Genomic DNA, 17,710 nt, shown 5'->3' on the forward strand with positions numbered 1-17,710 from the left:
ACGCCCGCCCTACGCCGCAACCAGCACGAACAGTGCGCCCGTCATACCCGTTACGCTGCTCGACGAAGGGGGTCCCTTTTGCACGCCGATAGGGGGTCCTTTTTGGACGCCGATTGACACTGAAGAACCCTGCGCGCCGTTGCCTTATGCCGGTCACGAGCTTCCAGGAGTGGAGCGTCGATCCTGACCCGGTGACTGGCAAGAAGAGACCGCATTGGTTCTCGCTGCCGTCGCGACCCATCTTTGCGTTCGCGGGCGTGTGGCGGCCGACTGAGACGGGACCAGCCTATGCGTTTCTGACGACGGGCTACGACGGCGATCCAGCGACGCATCTGGTCGGAGCGGTCCATCCAAAGGCGATGCCGGTGATCTTACACGACGAGGACCACGATCGCTGGTTGCAAGCTCCAGTCGAGGGGGCACTGACGCTTGCCTCGCCCTATCCCTCCCAGCTGCTCGCCGTGAACGCCTGATCGCGTCGCGGCGGTATCAAATAAAGCCTACAAAACGAAGCAGCGACCAAAGGCTGGAGAGGGCACCCGCCAGCACCAAAGCGCCGGGGAGTGCAACCTCGATGTCAAACAGGGGCGGACGGCGAAACCTCATCCGATCGGCTTGGCGCCCGGCGTCCCGCATTTCGCGAACTTTCCGTTGGCGACCTTACAGCGCGTCACTTTCACGGGTGCCTTCGCGGGGCACTTGATGAACTTGCCGGTCTTCGGGTCTTTGCACGGCGCGGCGGCAACAGGACTGGCTGCGAGAAGGCTAACGGCGGCGGCGGCGAGAAGTAGCTGACGTATCAAACATCCTCCTGCCCATGATGGGCTGTCGGAGGCTATGTCGCTGCCGGCGTCGGTTCAACCCCCAACGCGCGGGAGTCACCGGCCCCTCACCGCGAGCCTATCAAAACAGCGTTTCGCCGAAGGCAGGAGCGCCACGACGGGCGTTCGGATGCCGGAGTGCCGGGCGGCGGCGGCGGGCCTGTACGGGCCTAAGGCGGGGAAGTGCCCGAAAATCACAAAAGCGGGAGCCGCCTTCGCTTGGTCGAACCCGTTGAATTAGCGTAGGCCGCCCCCCCCCGCTGTTTATCCCCTAGGTGATAGAGCCTTGAGCATTGTCCCCCCTCCCTCCTTTCCCTGAAGGTTATATCCTTAGGAAAGGAAGGAGGTGAAATTTAAAGGTCAATTACTTAGGCATGGGATCAGCCGAAAAGACGGTATCCACCGTCAGTGCCCTTCCTCCAATAAGCCTTCGAACGTTCGCACAGTGCATGTCGGTGCGGCACACCTCCCGCGTATTGAAATCAGCGTTTCCTGTAACTTTCCTCACGCGCTTCCTTTATCTTTTTCTTAGACTGATTCCACAATGGAGCGTGAAGCTTAAGCATGGCCTTCTTCAAGGCCACTAATATTTCAATGTTCTCGGCAGATCGCGGCATTTTTATGACGTGAGCTTGCAAGTCATTACGATGCTCTTTTAGCATCGCACGCCCCTTCCCTTTATCTCCAGAAGCGTTCTTCACATAAGCTCTCGCAAGTCCGCCACTTAGACCGTCTCCGCGCATATTCGCCGCCTTGCCGATATACATGTATTGCTCGCCGTCCTTAGCTGCGAACAGCCCGATCTCGTGACGAAGCTTTGGCGAAGGCGTCGAAAATCCGTCAGGTACGACTTCCCATCGCTTCTCCCATTCCGCCAAAGACAGGCCGCCGATTAGTGTCGGTTCTGAATTCTGACTGTCGTTACCTGTCATGTGGTCATCCCTCGTGGCTCGGTCGTCAGGCGGCAGCTTCAGGAAATCAAAAAAATATTCTAGGCAAAATTTGCCCCCCCCTCGCCCGCCGGCCGCAAGGCCAGCAGGGAGGGCGGGATCAAAAGTTAGGCGTGTGCCGACGATTGCTTGGCCGCCCCCGCCTCGACCGCGGCGAGCAGCGTCGAGTTGGAAAGATGGCTGTTGCGTTGTGTGCTTTGAATAGAGCTGTGACCTAGGACTTTGCCCACAGCAAATATGTCAACACCACTATTAATCATAAAACTAGCTGCACTGTGTCTAAGATCATGAATCCTAAGGTCTGACAATCCTGCTGCTTCTCGTGCAGCCTGCCAACCGTGCTTTACTGTTGTGAGATGTTTCGAGGAGTTGCGGGAATTTGGAAACAGGAATTCGCCTTTCCGCGGAAGCGCTCCGATGACCTCCAGCGCCGCACCTGCCAAAGGGACATACCTGGATCGTCCTGTCTTCGACGTCGGCAGACATAAAGATCGCCGATCAAGATCGACGTTCTCCCACCGGGCAGACAGCAGCTCGGACACACGCATGCCCGTAAGCAGCAGCAACCGCACGATCGCGGCCAGCTGCTTATTCCGCGACGACGACGCCGCTTCGATCAGCCGCGCCGCTTCGTCCGCGGTGACATACCGCTCGCGAGCGTTGTTAAGCGGCTTCCTTGGTACGTCGCGACAGGGATTGCGGTCGCAGCCAGGAATACCCCACCGCCGTCCAAGTTCGAACGACCGGCTCATGATCGCCCGGATTTTCTCGATGGTCCCGGCGGAAAGGCCTTCGGACCGCTTGGCCGCCAGCCACTGGGCGACCGCCCGGCCGTCGATATCGGTCAGTCGCGTCTTGCCCCAGCGCGTGACGATATGGTTGCGCATGTAGGCTTCGGTCGTGCTGTAGCTGCGTTGGTGCAGCTCGGCTTCCGCCATGTGCTGCGCGGCAAGCTCGGCATAAAGCGGCACGGCCCGACGCTCCGCCTTCGCCGCCGCGGGGTCGCCACCCATGACAACCTCCGACCTGAGACGCTCGGCCTTACGCTTAATCTGCGCGAACGAGGCATCACCGAACGCGGCAAGCTTGATCTGTCTCTGCCTGCCGTTTGATCGTAACGCAAATAGAATGTCTTGCCGCCGGTCGAACGGCATTCAAGTACCAAACCCGTTACCGTCGTATCATAATAGTCGGTCTTGCGTTTGCCCTCTGCGCACCCGGCGGTGAGGCAGAAGGCGTGGCTCAGCTCTGCCTTAGGCATAGCTATCTCCCTTCAAAGGCTATGTGTTCGTCATGAGGGGGCGGCCCCCCCCCCCCGCGGGGCGCCGCGGATTGGTCAAGGTCTGTGCAGGGTTAGGCTCAGGCGAGGGCGCGCCTCATCAGCAGCGACAGCATCGGATCGACGTCGATGCGGTCGGGGACGAACAGGACGATGCCGAACCCATCATCGGAAAGGATCATGACCGCCTCGTTCCATCCGCCGGGGTGCTGCTCGACGTATTCAAACGACGGTGAGAAATCAGCCTCGCCCAGACGGCTGCCATCGACGAGGTTGCTGGCGATCGCGATGCCCGCCTCGGCCTCCACCGCAGCAAGATTGTCGCCGGGGCACACGACGATGATGTGTGCCAACTCGGCGAAATCGTAATCGGTGTCTTCAGCGAGCTGATCGCGCCGCTGCGTCAGCAATAGGCGAAGGGCGGGGTCGAGCACGTTGCCCAGCGCCCGCTCCATGTCTGCGGAACTACGTATTGAAATCATGTCGGGTCTCCAGAGACGACAAAGGCGCCCGCGGATCGTCTCCGGGGCGCCTCTGGCGGGTTGATGATGGTTGTGCCGGCCTGTGCCGGCGGTGAGTCAGCGGAAGGTGGCGACCACCTTCACGTCGGGCCGCCCTGCTAAACGGAGCGGTATTTCGCAGTACGCTTGGATGTTCTCTTGGGCCCGGCGCCGGGCCTCGTTGAGCAGGCCGGGCTGCTGCGCCTGCGCCACCATCGCGCGGCGGGCGCTTTTATAGTTGAGCCTGCGCAACGCCTCGACCGTGCCTTCTCCATAGGTCAGGACGCCACCGTTGACCGTGCTGGCGTTTTCCGGCTGGAACACGATGTCGCCCACCGTGATCGCCGGCAACCGAACGGAGACGATCTTCGCCGTGTCGCTGTAGCTGACGTCGACGAGGCTGAGGCTGGATAGGTCGAGGTAGTAGTTGACCACCGCCGGCACGTTCAGCTCCTGGGTGCCGCTGAGCAGCCAGAAGCGCGTGCGCTCAGCCGAGACGCGGGCGTTGCCCTTGTAGCTGAACACGAGGAGTCTGTTTTGATCGCGCAGGCTCTCGACGGTGGTGGCGAGCACCTTCGTCGTCTCGACGGTGAAGAAGCCGGTGTGCTTCGCCTCCGTGTCGACCGGGCGGCGGTCGGTGAGCGCGTACACTCCGCCCGCCACGGCGAGGTGCGACACGATCAGGACGGGCGCGGACGCCCTCACACCCCAACCGGCACGCAGTCGAGGAAGGTCGTCGTGAACCTCTCGGTCTTGGGATCGACGGTGCAGGTCATTACGACCTCCTTCCCTTTTTCCAGCTTGGCCACGAAATCGTCCTGTTTCTTGCCGACGTTCAGTTCGCCGAGCGTCGGTGGCGTATCGCCGGGACTGACCAAGACGGACGTTGAGCCGTCGGCGTTACGGCCCGCGGAAAAGAATGCTCCGCCAACCGTGACGCGCTTTCCGCCCCACTCCCGACGCGCCTGGATGCCGTTGCCGCTGTAGGCGGCGTTGATGGTGGCAAGCAGTTCCTTCGGCGATGGGGCAGGGGCGGCGGCATTCCCTTGTTCGCCTTCGCTTGAGTTCGATCCGCAGGCCGCCAGAAATGCGGCGAGGACCAAGCCCAACAGTGCGTACATTTTCATATCTGTTCTCCGAAAGGGTGTGGGGGTCAGCCTTTGAACCGGGCCTCTACGAAGGCGCGGCAGGCCGTGCGGGCGGTGACGATGTTGCGGCCGGTCGAGACGCGGACGGTTTGCTCGTTGATCGGCTCGATCTCCCGACCCCGACGTTTGGCCTCGTCGTAGGCGCGGGCGGTGCCGAGTTGACGGCAAGCGGTGATGAGTGCCGACGTCTCGGGGACGAACTGGTAGCGGCTGTAACGGGCCTCAACGGTGAAACCGCCGGGCACGTCTTTGACCGTGAAGTTTGCGTTCTTGTCCTCGACCTCGGTCAGCGGCCGGGAAACGTCCGCAGGGTGGGTGCAGGCGGAAAGCGCCAGCGTTGCGCTCAGGACGAGCGCAAGCGTCTTCGTAATCATGGTGTTCTCCCGTTGATGATGGCTGGATGTGCTGCGGACGCGCATCGTCGCGCCGAGCGAGCATGTCGCGTCGACGTGCTGTGTGTCTTCCGCATGTGCGTCGTCGCCCCTCGTTATGGAGCGACCTTCGGCTCAGACCCTCGCGCCGCTCCTATGTACCTCTCGGAGCGACGGCCGAAGCCGGATGTTGGAAACCTGCCAAACAGTCAGGCGCATGCGCCTTTATCGGCCGAAACCGACTGGACATGCGCGCATGCCACCCGGCCCCGAATTTCTTCGCGACCGAGTCTATTTGGTGAGGTTTCCACGCCCCGCCCCCTGGCTTTCACGGGAGGCGCGGCGATCATGGAAGGCTGGCGGGCGGATCGCAAGAGCCGTTTGCGGGCGCGAGGGTCGGGTGCTTAGCGAACCTTCATATATGATACCCCATCTCCCGCGCGCTGCATTTGACAGCAGTGGCGGCCATGCCCAATGTCCGCCATCGACCGGCAAGCTTGACGGATCATACGTACCCGCAGCAACACACGCGGCATAGCTTCACCCGAGCATAAGGCGCTGGGGCGACAAGGATTAGGAAGCCCGAGAGTGCCAGATCAAGGAGCCCTTCTCGCACTCGAGTTTGCCAAGTATCGAGTTTTCGATCAACGACAGCGGATCGACCTGAAGCCACTGACGCTCCTTTTTGGTCACAACAGCGCCGGAAAAAGCGCTGCGCTTCGCTTGCTTCCGATTCTCGCGGCGTCAGCCCAGCGGAAACGACCTGCGATTGGATCGGCCGTACTCGACTATACATCTCCCGCGCTCCGGGACGCCTTATTCCAAGATCTCATTTACAACGGGCAGGTAGCGAGCGCGCTTCAATTCGGGCTTGAGTGGGCCGATATGCGGTATGAGCTTAACTTGCGCGACTTGGGTGCCGGCGGAGAACTGATTGGTGGCTTTGAAGCAATCGTTGGGGGCAATAAGTTTACGGGCGGTCCATCGGAGAACGATGCGCATCAGTTCTTTGAAGTTGAGTCTTCGCTAGGACGTTCGCATTGGAGTTTCGCCGGTCTGAGACCGACCGGTGCTGACGCGGAAGATGACTTGACTGCGGTTACCGCCTTGGGAGCACGTCTCGATCAGTTTGCGTCTTCCGTGCACTGGCTTGGGGCCGTCCGAGCGGCAGTTCCGCGGCTCTTTGAGTTGCGCCCAGGATCGGATGGCAAGATTAAGTCAGACGGTACCGGAGTCGCGGAAGCGATCCGTATCAGTGCGGCCGCTGACGACGGGGCCGCAGAAGCGGTCTCAAGTTGGCTTGAAAAGACCTGCCAATGCAAATTGAGCTATGCGGCCAGCGAAGAAACGCTCGCGTTCAATCGCCGATTCTTCCCATTTAACGTGATAAACGGAAGTGGGCGTCACATCGCTGTGCGCGACGTCGGCGAGGGCGTGGCTCAAGCCCTCCCGGTGGTGATGCTTTGCCATCAGGCAAGATTGGAGCAGCTTGGCGCCAACCCGATCCTAGCCTTCGAGCAGCCGGAACTTCATCTTCATCCGGCAGCATCTGTGCATCTCGCGGATGAGATTATTTCCTGTATTGCGGCCGGATCGGCTGCCAGTCATATCATCGAGACACATGCGGAGAGCATGCTGCTTTCCGTCCAGATTGCTATCGTTCAGCAGCGCATCCGCCCCGAGGATGTGGTGGTCTATTGGGTCTCCGCTGACGAGACGGGCACATCGTTGCGGCCGATCACCTTCGATGCAGAAGGGTTTGCGGCAGGCGGGTGGCCGCAAGGCGTCTTCCGCGAGACGCTAGAACAAGCTCGCCGCCTCTCCGAGCTTCGCATAGGGCCTGAGCAATCCTGATGCGGATACTTGTCAGTGACGCATTGTTCGCCGAGGCGGCGCAATGGCCCGACTTGGAGGGGCTGCTAGACCGCGCCCGCTTGAACCGTTGCTACCTTGACGCTCGCAATCCCAACTCAGCGACGACTAATCCGTGGCTGGACCAAGTCGACCAGCGCCGCCGCCAGGAATGGCTGAACGCATCGAGTTGGGCGACGAGGGATGGGGCGATATACCGACTTCGCACCTTCATCGCTGACGTGGAGTCAAACCCCGACGCGAAGCCCCTACCCAAAATCACCTTGCGGGAAGGAATTGAGCTAGCTGATCGTCCGGTTACGCTTTGGGTGGAGAATGGGAGGAACGATCGAAAGTTCTTCCTCGCACTGATGCCGGCTGAGCAGCGCGCCATGTTCCAAGAACTGGAACGGCGTCATATCTTCAAAGTCGACAGTCGTGGCGGCCTGGGCGAACTGCGCGTATCGTTGGCTGAACTTCACGAGCGCGGCTCGTTGGACTCTCGATCGAACCGCGCACTTTTCGACAGCGATGCTGAGGTCCCCGGCCACCGCAGTCGTGATGCACTGTCGATGATTGCATTTTGCGAGTCTGCGGGGCTTGCGTATCATTGCCTCGTCCGACGAGCGATCGAGAACTACATTCCGCGAAAAGCTCTGTGGAACTGGACAACCCTTCACGGGCCAAAAAGGCGAGTCGAGCGGAGCTCGAAAGTGGATGCTTACGATCGCATGAATTCCGATCAGCGGCGCCACTTCCGGATGAAGGATGGGTGGGATGCCAACCCCAGCCACCAAGTCGCTGCGCTCTTCCAGGACGTCTCGGATGTGGACCGGCAAACCTTGCGCGGCGGTATCGATGGCGACATCGCCTCGGTCTATGATAGCTTCATGGGCGCAATTTATGACTGGGCAAGCAAGGAGGGCATCGACCCGGAGGTCCAGGCCACGATTAACGAAATAGCAGACTGGATTCGGGTTCCCTATGCGTGACACTTTCTCGGCGGATCCTACCGTTGTTTTCTTAACATCGGTACTTGAAGACATAGCACAGGGCCGAATTCGTATCCCGCGGTTCCAGCGCCCGCTTGTCTGGCGGTGGCCTCAACGCAAAGAGTTTTTTGAAAGCATCTTCGCCGGCCTGCCAATAGGGGCGCTCATGATTTGGGCAACATCCAACAAACAGATCGGCTGCTATGAGAGCCTCGGGCCACATCCGCTCCCGACATCGCCGGTTACGGGTGATGGACGTTATTTGATGGACGGCGTGCAGCGGATTTCGACTTTGTACGGAGCGCTGCGTGCGAAGCAGAGCTGGACCGACTTCGATGAGGAGCGCGACGTGGAGTTGCGCGACTTCGTCGTCTATGCGGACCTTGACGCGGACGATGAGACCGAGCGTTTCAAGCGCTCGGTCGACATTGAACCGGATCAAATCCTGAATGATCCGAGCCGCTATCTGCCGCTGAATATTATTCTGCAAAGTCGCGAACTTTTGCGGTTCCAGCGCGAACTCGCCGACGGTGATGATCGCCGCGTCGACCGCGCCGACGAGGTGGCCTCGGCATTTCGACAATACAAGCTGCCGATTATCACGTTGAATAGCGCCAGCCTTGAAGTCGTGACTAAGAGCTTTGAACGCATCAACAGCCGCGGCGCTGATATGAGCGAATTGCACATGCTGAACGCTTTGACTTATTCGTCGAGCTTCGATCTACTGCGGCGAGATCAGGAACTACGCAAGGAGGTGCTGGCGCCGTATGGCTGGCACAAAATCGACTCTGACATCGTGCTGCGCTGTCTCAAGCTCAACCTTGGCGCCGATATCTACAAAACCAATCCCGACGAGGTAAGCCGGAGCCTGAGCAATGATCCCGGCATTCTTGACCGCACGTTTGATGGCCTCGGACAAACTGCAAGATTTTTCCGCGAAGCATTCGCAATTACGAGCCCGGCGCTTGTACCGTATCGAGTTCAAGTCGTGGCGATCGCAGCTGCGCTTCTCGGCAAACGGCAAGAAGATTTTGCCAATAAATTAAAAGATTGGGTGTGGCTTTCTACTTATTCTGAGTTGTTCGGTGGCACCGGTCGACAATCCGAGAACGCAATCGCTGATCTCCGCGAATTCGTGAAGACCGGTTCGTTCGAATGGTCGCTGCGCGAACCACCTGCGGTCCGTAACATTGCCGAGGTGAAAAGCGACTTGCGCGCCGCACGTGTGAAGGCGCTGATGCTGGCGTTAGCTGTACGAGCGAACACGATCGAAGCTAGCGGAGGCGACACCTTGCTCGGTGATTTCGGCAGCGAGGCGTTCCAGTTTCTCTCGCTGCCTCTGGTCGAGCGTGGGGACCAAGGCGCTCGATTCCTACTAGAACCAGGGTCGGCGACCGAGTTCAAGCAGCGTCTCATGACGCGCGATCTCGATGAAGATAGTCGCCGCCGCCACCTCATCTCTGATGAAGCCTGGCAGCTAATTGATCCCGTCAATATGCGCCTGTTCACTAGACACCGCGCAAACGATCTCTTTGCGTTCGAGCATAGCCAGATTGTCAATCCGGTCGCGCGTCGGCTGGGGATTTCGGCACCGCGGGTTTTGCGCGCAAACGAGACGGACATCGCCGCCCAGCGCGAGGGCGACGTCGGCGACATCTAGTGGCGCTAGGGGGCTCGGTTCAGCAAAAAACAGTTGACTTGGAAGAGGCTTCGATTTGCCCCTCGATCATCGACAAGAGCGCGGAAGGCGGAGAATGAGACTTCGTGCGGCGCGCGACCGAGCGGTTGCGCCGCCCGGTGAGTTCGTTTCTGTCGTGCCCGCCCAAGACGCTTAGATTAGTCGGTCATGCGCCCCCAAGCTACAAGGGCAACGCACGGCAACTCCTGCGCCAAAAAGGTAACTCTCAAACCATCAATGCGAGGGTCGGTGCGTCAGCACCGCCGACGCCACTGCCTAGGCAACGCGCCCCAGCCAGAACCCACGGGCTTGTTCGAGCCAACGCCCCTCCCGCAGGAGCGCCGCCGCTTCGCTCGTGAAAGTGCTATAAAGAAGATGGTGCCGCTTACAGGACTCGAACCTGTGACCCCCGCATTACGAATGCGATGCTCTACCAGCTGAGCTAAAGCGGCCCGGGGTGGACCGGCCCGCTGAGGGGCCGTTCGGGGGTGCGCCTAACAGGTCGGATCGCGGCTGACAAGCGGCCTTTGTGTCGGAACATGCCAATTGTTCGCCTCGCGGCTTTACGCTCCGTTTACCACGGACGGTGCAGAAGCAGCCTAGGACCAGGACCGTCATGTCCTGATGCGAGAAGGGTTTGGGCATGGATACGGCGCGCGGCTTCGATGACGGGCGAGTCGGGGATGGCGAGGGCCTGCGCGCCGATGGCGGCGGCCATGACGTGCTCGACGCGGCGCTGGCGAGCCCGCCGGACGATGGTGGCGACATCGACGGGGGCGGCGTGGACGATGCCGCTTTCTCGCTCGGCGGCGACGAGCGGCGCATGCACGTACGCGCCTATAACCACTGGGTGTCGCTGCTGAAGGGTCGCCCCTGCCCCGGCATCGACGACCTCGATCCCGCCAATATCGCTGACTTCGGCCCGCACAGCGTGCTGATCGATTTCACCCGCGGCATCGACGACCCAACCATCGCCTATCTGGGGCGCACGCTGCGCGAGGAATGCGGGCTGGACGCGCATGTCGTGCGCGTCGCGGACGTGCCGGGCCGGTCGCTGCTGTCGCGCCTGACCGACCATTATCTGCAAATCATCGCGAATCGCGCGCCGATCGGGTTCGAGGCGGAGTTCGTCGGCATCCGCGGGCGCACGACCCTGTATCGCGGCATCCTGATGCCCTTCACCTCCGACGACAGCACGATCGACTTCATCTACGGCGTCATCAACTGGAAGGAGCTGGCCGACGCCGATACGCAGGCGACGCTCGCCGCCGAGCTGGACGCCGCGGTGCGCAGCGCCCCGCGCGCGCTCGCCGCGACGCCGGTGTGGGCGGACGGGCCGAGCGGCGGGTTCGAGACCGCAGAGGAACCGATCGCCGAGTCCGCGACCGACGCATCGCTGCGCGACCGGCTGGCGATGGCGCGCGAAAGCGCGGCAGCGGTGCGCGCCGCCGATGCGCGCGGGCGCGCCGCGCTGTATCGCGCGCTGGGCCGCGCCCATGACTTTGCGCTGGCGTGCGAGCGGGATGCCGAGGGCTATGCTGCGCTCTTGTCGCAGGCCGGGCTGACGGTGCAGCCGCGCGCGCCGCTGACCGCGATCGTCAAGCTCGTGTTCGGATCGGATTACGACAAGACGCGCCTTGCCGAATATGCCGCCGTGCTGGCCTACGCCCACCGCACCGAGGTGCCCGCAGGCGGCCTCACCACCGTGCTGGAAACCGCGCAGGGCGGCATCAAGGCGGTGGTCGCTGCCGAGCGCGCCACGCGTCGCCCCGACGAGCGCGTCGACCTGTTCGATCGCGCCGCCGCCGAACTGCGCGCGCTGCCCGTGCTTGGCCGCGTCGCCTTGCCCGCGGTGGCGGACGAATTCGTCGTGCTGCTGGCGCGCGCCGGCGAGGATGGCCTGGTCGACGTCATCAAATGCGTCGACGACAAGGCGCTGCTGGAAAGCGTGCTGCGCAAGGCGGCGGCCTGAGCACGGGCGCCGTTCGGCGACGACCGGAAGGCGCCCGACCAGCGCAACACTTTATTGCGCTAACACGTAATTTTCGCACTGCAGCAAAGCTTGAAGCCCGGAAGAGACGGGCGTAGGCGGCTGCCATGGCCGACCAGAACCAGAGCATGGCCGAGGCGCTTGCCGCCCGGCTGACCAAGGGCGCGCTACCGGGGGAGCTGACCGGCTTCGGCGATGCCGAGCGGGCCGCCGCCGCGGCGTTCGTCGCGGAGACCGCCGCGCGCCGTGAGCCCGGCAAGCCCGCGATCCGGCTGGAGCCGATCGCGTCGGACGACGTGCGCCGCCGCATGCGCCTCGCCATCGTCAACGACGACATGCCCTTCCTGGTCGATTCGATCGCCGCCGCGATCGGCGCGCAGGATCTCGACATCGACCGCCTGATCCACCCCGTCGTCCGGGTGACACGCGATGCATCGGGGGCGCTGACCGACATCGGCGGCGCCGGCACGCCCGAATCGATGATCTATATCGAACTGGAACGCGCCGATGCGCGCGACCGGCGCGGCCTGGTCGAGGATCTGACCGCCGTGCTCGCCGACGTGCGCGCTGCCGTCACCGACTGGCCGGCGCTGCAACGCGCGATGGCGCGCGACGAAGCCGCGCTGCCGCAGGGCGAGGGCGCCGCGCTGCTGCAATGGTTCCTCGACGGCCAGTTCACGTTGCTCGGCCACCAGATCTGGCGGCGCGACGGCAGCGCGGGCGAAGCGCTCGGCATCGTCCGCCATCCGCACGAAACGCCGGTGCTCGCCGAGGCGAACCGCGCGCTCGCGATCCGCTGGTTCGAAGAGGGCAATGACGCGCCGCTGCTGCTGAAATCCAGCCTGATCTCGACCGTCCACCGCGCCGTGCCGCTCGACCTGGTGCTGGTGCCGGTGATGGAGGCGGGCGAGGTCGTCGGCCTGTCGATCCACGCCGGCCTGTGGACCAGCGCCGCGCTCAGCGCCAAGCCGCGCGACATCCCCGTGCTGCGGGCGCGCCTGTCGGCGCTGGAGGCGAAGTTCGGCTTCGATCCCAAGGGCCATACCGGCAAGGCGCTGACGCATGCGCTGACCGCCCTTCCCCACGACCTCGTCGTCGCCTTCGCCCCCGATGCGCTGGAAGAGGTGGTGCTGACCGCGATGAGCCTCGCCGACCGGCCCCGCCCCGCGCTGGTGCTGGTGAAGTCGGCGCTCGGGCGGCATCTGTTCGCCTTCGCCTGGCTGCCGCGCGACGACCTCACCACCGCGCGCCGCGTCGCGATCGGCCAGATGCTGGCCGACGCGTCGAACGGCAATGTCCTCAACTGGTCGATCAGCCTCGACGACGGCGTCGTCGCGCTGCTGCGCTACACGATCGACCTGCGCGGGTCGGGCCGTATGCCCGAGACCGAACCGCTCGCCGAGCGCTTGCGCAAGATGGTGCGTGGCTGGATGTCGGATGTCGAGGCGGCACTGGCCGAACAGGTGCCCGCACAGCGCGCCGCGCGGCTGGCGTTGCGCTGGGCCAACACCTTCCCCGCCAATTACCGCAACGTCAGCAGCCCGGCCGAAGCGGCGCAGGACATCCTGCGGGTTGCGGGGCTGGAAAGCGCCGACGACCGCTCCGTGCGCATCTTCCCGGTCGTCGCGGGCGAGGATCGCCAGCTCAAGATCTACAAGCTGCACGGCGCGCTCGCGCTGTCGGACGCGGTGCCGGTGTTGGAGAATTTCGGCTTCCGCGTGATCGGCGAACTGCCGACGCGGTTGCAGGACGAAGCGGACACCTTCGTCCACGACTTCGTCGTCGAAACCGATGCGAATGACGACGCGAACGATGCTGCGGTGCTGGAAGGCGCGATCGCCGCCGTGCTGGAAGGCGCGGCGGAAAACGATGCCTTCAACCGCCTGATCATCGACGTCGGCCTGTCGCCGCAGTCGGTCGTGCTGCTGCGCGCCTGGTTCCGCTATCTGCGCCAGGCGGGCCTGCCCTATGGCCTGACCACCGTCGTCGACGCGCTGCGCCGTGCGCCCAAGCTGACCAAGGCGCTGATCGCGCGCTTCGCGGCCGCGCATGATCCCAAGGGCAGCGGCGACCTGGCCGCCAGCGACGAAGCGATCGCGCGCGGCCTCGACGCGGTATCGGCGATCGACGACGACCGTATCCTGCGCGCCTATCGCGACCTGATCGGCGCCTGCCTGCGCACCAACGCCTTCGCCCCCGCGGCGAACGAGGCGCTGGCGTTCAAGTTCGACAGCCACCTGATCCCCGGCCTGCCCGCCCCCGTGCCGTGGCGCGAGATCTGGGTCTATTCGCCCCGCGTCGAGGGCATCCACCTGCGCGCCGGCCCGGTCGCACGCGGGGGCTTACGCTGGTCGGATCGGCGTGACGACTTCCGCACCGAAATCCTCGGGCTGATGAAGGCGCAGCGCGTCAAGAATGCCGTGATCGTGCCGACCGGCGCCAAGGGCGGCTTCTACCCCAAGCAGCTCCCCTCCCCCGCGGTCGATCGCGACGCGTGGCTGGCGGAAGGCACCGAAAGCTACCGGATCTTCATCCGCTCGCTGCTGTCGATCACCGACAATATCGTCGACGGCCGCGTCGTGCATCCGGCGGACGTTGCGGTGCTGGACGGCGAGGACCCCTATTTCGTCGTTGCCGCCGACAAGGGCACCGCGACGTTCAGCGACGTCGCCAATGCGCTGGCGCTGGAGCGCGACTTCTGGCTGGGCGACGCCTTCGCGTCGGGCGGCAGCGTTGGCTACGACCACAAGGCGATGGGCATCACCGCCAAGGGCGCGTGGGTGTCGGTGCAGCGCCACTTCGCCGAGCGCGGCGTCGACGTGCAGACCCAGCCGATCACCGTCGTCGGCTGCGGCGACATGTCGGGCGACGTCTTCGGCAACGGCATGCTGCTCAGCAAGGCGCTGAAGATCGTCGCGGCGTTCGATCACCGCCACATCTTCATCGACCCCAATCCCGATCCCGCCGCGAGCTGGGACGAGCGCGCGCGCATGTTCGCTCTGCCCCGCTCCAGCTGGGCGGATTACGACGCCGGCCTCATCAGCGAAGGCGGCGGCGTGTGGGCGCGCAGCGAGAAGGTCATTCCGCTGTCGCCGCAGGCACAGGCCGCGCTCGGCATCACCGCGACTCAGCTCGACCCCGCGTCGCTCATCTCCGCGATCCTGAAGGCGCCTGCGGACCTGCTGTGGTTCGGCGGCATCGGCACGTACGTGAAGGCGGCGCGCGAGAATAACGCCGCGGTCGGCGATCCCGCCAACGACCGTCTGCGCGTCGATGCCGAGCAATTGCGCGTCACCGCGATCGGCGAGGGCGCAAACCTGGGCGTCACCCAGGCGGCGCGCATTGCCTTCTCGGAACGCGGCGGCCGGATCAACACTGACTTCATCGACAATTCGGCGGGCGTCGATTGTTCGGACAATGAGGTGAACATCAAGATCGCGCTCAATCGCGAGATGAACGAAGGCCGCCTCGGCTACGAGGAGCGCAACGCGCTGCTCGCCAGCATGACCGACGACGTCGCGCATCTGGTGCTGGAGGACAACCGCCTCCAGACGCTCGCGCTGTCGATCGCCGAGGCCGACGGCGCGAGCGCCATCCCCAGCTACGTCCGCGTCATCGAAATCTTCGAAGGCGCCGGGCGGCTCGACCGCGCGGTCGAGGGGCTGGCCGGCAACGACGACCTGCTGCGCCGCGGGCAGGAGGGCCATGGCCTCACCCGCCCCGAACTCGCCGTGCTGCTCGCCACCGCCAAGCTGTCGTTGCAGGACGGGATCGAGCAGGCACCGCTGGCGCTCGCCCCCGAACTGGCGCCCGACCTGCACGCCGCCTTCCCGCCAGCGATGCAGCGCGACTTTGCGCAGGCGATCGACGAGCATCGCCTGCGTGGCGAGATCGTCGCGACCAAGCTCGCCAACCGCATCGTCAATCGCCTGGGCGTGCTGCGCCCGTTCGAGCTGGCCGAAGAGGAAGGCGCCGCGGTCGCCGACATCGCCGCGATGTTCGTGGTGGCGGAGCGCGTCTTCGGCCTCGACAGCCTGTGGGCGGAGATCGAGCGCGCCGACATCACCGAAGGCGCGCGCATCGCTTTGTTCAACGAGGTGGCGGTGGCGACGCGTTCGCACATCGCCGACCTGCTGCGCGCCAATGCCCCGGGTACGCTGCCCGGTGCGGTAATCGAGCGGCTGGGCCAGGGCATCGCCGCGCTGGAACGTCAGACACAGTCGCTGCTGCTTGAGGAAGCGAGCGCGCAGAGCGCGCGCATCGCGGCCGAGCTGGAAGCCGCAGGGGCACCCGCCGAGCTGGCACGCCGCGTCGTCCGCCTGTTCGACATGGACGGCGTCGTCGGCCTCGCCGCGCTGGGCCAGCGGCTCGGGATCGACGAGATTGAGCTGACGCGGGCCTATACCCACCTCGGCCAGGACCTGGGCCTCGACTGGGCGCAGGCGGCGGCGGCGCGCATCGTCTCTGGCGATCCGTGGGAGCGCCTGCTGCTCGCCGGCCTGGCGCGCGATTTCCAGCAGCAGCGGCTGGAGTTCCTCGGCCGCACCGGCGACGGCGATCCGCGTAGCGCGGTGCAGGCGTGGCTGGCCGCGAACGGCGCGCGCGTTGCGCAGTTCAAGGCACTGGTCGACCGCGCCCGCCATGCCGCGCAGCCCAATGCGGCCATGCTCGCGCAGATCGCCGGCCAGGCACGCGTGCTGCTGGGGCGGTAAAAAAATCCTCCCCCGCCAGGGGGAGGGGGACCGCGCCGCATCGCGGCGTGGTGGAGGGGGAGGTAAGCGGTACGCGCTGTTACGTCGGACGCCGCTTACCTCCCCCTCCGTCACCGCTGCGCGGCGCCACCTCCCCCTTGCGGGGGAGGACCAGGCATCAGTCTAGCCGTCCGACAGGCGCCTCCAGCACGCGCCATATTCCACAACGCCAGCCCCACCCACTCCGTCACCCCGGACTTGGTCCGGGGTCCACCGGGCCGCAAGGGAGCGGCAAGAGCCTCCAGCCATCCCCCCAGCCGCAGAGTGGACCCCGGACCAAGTCCGGGGTGACGGGGTACTGAGTGGCAGGTCGCCCCCTACCCCCGCGCCGCCACCTTCGCGCGCCAGCCCCGCGCGCGCCACCACATGATCACGCCGGTCACCGCAAGTCCCACCGGCAGCAACCCGCCGAGGAAAATCACCATTTGCCAGACGATCCCCATATCGTCGCCATCGTGAATCCGCCGCATCCAGCGTGCCGCGCCACCCGGCTTGCGCGCCGCCGCAGCCACCGCCACGCCGCCGTCGTCCGCCACCTTGATCCGGCGCCCGTCTGCCAGGCTGACCGTCCAGTCCGCCGACCGCTCGGTCGGCCAACCGACGCTGCGCAGCGGCCCCTTCGCGACCCCCGCGGCGCGCGCGACGACGGTGTCCACCGACTGCGCCGGCTCGGCCACCGGCGGCGCGAAGGCGGGGCGCCCGCCCCCCTCCCGTCCGCCGAACACGCCGGGAAAGCTGATCCACACGCCCGTCAGCGACAGGACGAACAGCGGCAGCGCGATCCAAAAGCCCATCTGGTAATGCAGGTTGCTGTCGGTATTGCGATGCCGGCGCCAGCGAAACCCCTTCGTCCAGCGCCCGACGCTCGGCCACCACAGCCACAGCCCGGTCATGCTCGACAACAGCATCGCGACACCGATCCAGCCTACGATCGTCCGCCCGATCCCCGGCACCTGCAAACTACCGTGCAGCACATGCAGGAAGCGCATCACGCCACCGCTGCGCGGCGCCACCGCCAGCACGCGCGCAGTGGGCGGGTCGAGATAGACCGTCGTGCGCGCTGGCGGTCCGCGTCGCGGCGCCTGCGCACCTACGGCGCTGACCGTGACGGGGCCGTCCCCCTCCGGCAGGCTGAGGTCGCTGACCCGCTCGCCCGGCGCCAGCACGCGCTGCGCCGCCGCCACATAGGTTTCGGGGGCCAGCAACGCGGTGCCGCTGGTGGAATAGCGTTCGGCATGGATCAGCCGGTCGAGCGGCTCGCGCCAGACGAGCGCCGCACCCGACAGCGACAGGGGAATGATGAGGATGGCGAGCGTCAGCCCGATCCATTTATGGACCTGAAACCAGGTCTTTCGCCATTTGACCGCGTTCATCGCTGC

13 protein-coding genes and 1 tRNA gene are annotated in these 17,710 nt (G+C 64.6%); 6 read left to right on the forward strand and 8 right to left on the reverse strand.

Features of this window, described 5'->3' with window-relative positions; genetic code table 11:
• Nucleotides 1–113 precede the first annotated feature (113 nt).
• Entirely contained in the window at nucleotides 114–473 is a 360-nt protein-coding gene (locus tag ACP690_RS02495) for an SOS response-associated peptidase family protein (RefSeq protein ID WP_426260029.1), read from the forward strand.
• Nucleotides 474–1,303: 830 nt separating this feature from the next.
• On the opposite strand, the gene ACP690_RS02500 is transcribed toward ACP690_RS02495, so the two are convergent.
• The 6 genes from ACP690_RS02500 to ACP690_RS02525 all read right to left on the reverse strand — a co-directional run bounded on the left by ACP690_RS02500 (nucleotide 1,304) and on the right by ACP690_RS02525 (nucleotide 5,072).
• Nucleotides 1,304–1,753: a hypothetical protein gene (locus ACP690_RS02500; RefSeq protein WP_426260030.1), complete on the reverse strand. Its 450-nt coding sequence runs from the start codon at nucleotides 1,751–1,753 to the stop codon at nucleotides 1,304–1,306.
• A gap of 125 nt (nucleotides 1,754–1,878) precedes the next feature.
• Nucleotides 1,879–2,925, reverse strand: coding sequence for a tyrosine-type recombinase/integrase (locus tag ACP690_RS02505; protein WP_426260031.1), 1,047 nt, complete (start codon nucleotides 2,923–2,925; stop codon nucleotides 1,879–1,881).
• A gap of 205 nt (nucleotides 2,926–3,130) precedes the next feature.
• Entirely contained in the window at nucleotides 3,131–3,505 is a 375-nt protein-coding gene (locus ACP690_RS02510) for a hypothetical protein (RefSeq protein WP_426260032.1), read from the reverse strand.
• Between the two features lie 123 nt (nucleotides 3,506–3,628).
• A complete protein-coding gene (locus ACP690_RS02515; RefSeq protein WP_426260033.1) occupies nucleotides 3,629–4,201 on the reverse strand; it encodes a DUF4230 domain-containing protein in 573 nt (190 codons plus the stop codon).
• 50 nt (nucleotides 4,202–4,251) lie between these two features.
• Nucleotides 4,252–4,671 carry a hypothetical protein gene (locus tag ACP690_RS02520; RefSeq protein ID WP_426260034.1) on the reverse strand — a complete coding sequence of 140 codons (420 nt, stop codon included), beginning with the start codon at nucleotides 4,669–4,671 and terminating at the stop codon, nucleotides 4,252–4,254.
• 32 nt (nucleotides 4,672–4,703) lie between these two features.
• The gene (locus ACP690_RS02525; protein ID WP_426260035.1) at nucleotides 4,704–5,072 is read right to left on the reverse strand and encodes a hypothetical protein; all 369 of its coding nucleotides are present in this window, start codon (nucleotides 5,070–5,072) and stop codon (nucleotides 4,704–4,706) included.
• Between the two features lie 585 nt (nucleotides 5,073–5,657).
• On the opposite strand from ACP690_RS02525, the gene ACP690_RS02530 reads away from it, so the two are divergent.
• The 3 genes from ACP690_RS02530 to ACP690_RS02540 are packed head-to-tail and all read left to right on the forward strand — an operon-like array spanning nucleotide 5,658 to nucleotide 9,572.
• Complete coding sequence (locus ACP690_RS02530; RefSeq protein ID WP_426260036.1) at nucleotides 5,658–6,923, forward strand: AAA family ATPase; 1,266 nt, start codon at nucleotides 5,658–5,660, stop codon at nucleotides 6,921–6,923.
• Nucleotides 6,923–7,912 carry a hypothetical protein gene (locus tag ACP690_RS02535; protein ID WP_426260037.1) on the forward strand — a complete coding sequence of 330 codons (990 nt, stop codon included), beginning with the start codon at nucleotides 6,923–6,925 and terminating at the stop codon, nucleotides 7,910–7,912. Before ACP690_RS02530 ends, ACP690_RS02535 begins: the two co-directional genes overlap by 1 nt.
• Nucleotides 7,905–9,572 carry a DUF262 domain-containing protein gene (locus ACP690_RS02540; RefSeq protein ID WP_426260038.1) on the forward strand — a complete coding sequence of 556 codons (1,668 nt, stop codon included), beginning with the start codon at nucleotides 7,905–7,907 and terminating at the stop codon, nucleotides 9,570–9,572. The genes ACP690_RS02535 and ACP690_RS02540 overlap by 8 nt, the downstream gene beginning before the upstream one ends.
• 394 nt (nucleotides 9,573–9,966) lie before the next feature.
• Here ACP690_RS02540 and ACP690_RS02545 read toward each other — a convergent pair.
• Nucleotides 9,967–10,042, reverse strand: a tRNA-Thr gene (locus ACP690_RS02545).
• 191 nt (nucleotides 10,043–10,233) lie between these two features.
• On the opposite strand from ACP690_RS02545, the gene ACP690_RS02550 reads away from it, so the two are divergent.
• Entirely contained in the window at nucleotides 10,234–11,562 is a 1,329-nt protein-coding gene (locus ACP690_RS02550; protein ID WP_426260039.1) for a PAS domain-containing protein, read from the forward strand.
• A 125-nt stretch (nucleotides 11,563–11,687) separates the two neighbouring features.
• Entirely contained in the window at nucleotides 11,688–16,292 is a 4,605-nt protein-coding gene (locus ACP690_RS02555; protein ID WP_426260040.1) for an NAD-glutamate dehydrogenase, read from the forward strand.
• A gap of 356 nt (nucleotides 16,293–16,648) precedes the next feature.
• Here the strand turns inward: ACP690_RS02555 and ACP690_RS02560 are convergent, their stop codons facing one another.
• The gene (locus ACP690_RS02560; protein ID WP_426260041.1) at nucleotides 16,649–17,704 is read right to left on the reverse strand and encodes a PepSY-associated TM helix domain-containing protein; all 1,056 of its coding nucleotides are present in this window, start codon (nucleotides 17,702–17,704) and stop codon (nucleotides 16,649–16,651) included.
• Nucleotides 17,705–17,710 lie beyond the last annotated feature (6 nt).

The sequence above is a fragment of the Sphingomonas sp. DC4900 genome (genome assembly GCF_049896485.1).
GTDB classification, from domain to species: Bacteria; Pseudomonadota; Alphaproteobacteria; order Sphingomonadales; family Sphingomonadaceae; genus Sphingomonas; species Sphingomonas aquatilis.

What these genes read in the sequence shown, in the direction of transcription:
- ACP690_RS02540 (WP_426260038.1), top strand. Translation starts at nt 7,905, where the DNA reads ATGCGTGACACTTTCTCGGCGGATCCTACCGTTGTTTTCTTAACATCG.
- ACP690_RS02520 (WP_426260034.1), bottom strand. Translation starts at nt 4,671, where the DNA reads ATGTACGCACTGTTGGGCTTGGTCCTCGCCGCATTTCTGGCGGCCTGC.
- ACP690_RS02555 (WP_426260040.1), top strand. Translation starts at nt 11,688, where the DNA reads ATGGCCGACCAGAACCAGAGCATGGCCGAGGCGCTTGCCGCCCGGCTG.
- ACP690_RS02525 (WP_426260035.1), bottom strand. Translation starts at nt 5,072, where the DNA reads ATGATTACGAAGACGCTTGCGCTCGTCCTGAGCGCAACGCTGGCGCTT.
- ACP690_RS02505 (WP_426260031.1), bottom strand. Translation starts at nt 2,925, where the DNA reads ATGCCGTTCGACCGGCGGCAAGACATTCTATTTGCGTTACGATCAAAC.
- ACP690_RS02560 (WP_426260041.1), bottom strand. Translation starts at nt 17,704, where the DNA reads ATGAACGCGGTCAAATGGCGAAAGACCTGGTTTCAGGTCCATAAATGG.
- ACP690_RS02550 (WP_426260039.1), top strand. Translation starts at nt 10,234, where the DNA reads ATGGATACGGCGCGCGGCTTCGATGACGGGCGAGTCGGGGATGGCGAG.
- ACP690_RS02510 (WP_426260032.1), bottom strand. Translation starts at nt 3,505, where the DNA reads ATGGAGCGGGCGCTGGGCAACGTGCTCGACCCCGCCCTTCGCCTATTG.
- ACP690_RS02500 (WP_426260030.1), bottom strand. Translation starts at nt 1,753, where the DNA reads ATGACAGGTAACGACAGTCAGAATTCAGAACCGACACTAATCGGCGGC.
- ACP690_RS02535 (WP_426260037.1), top strand. Translation starts at nt 6,923, where the DNA reads ATGCGGATACTTGTCAGTGACGCATTGTTCGCCGAGGCGGCGCAATGG.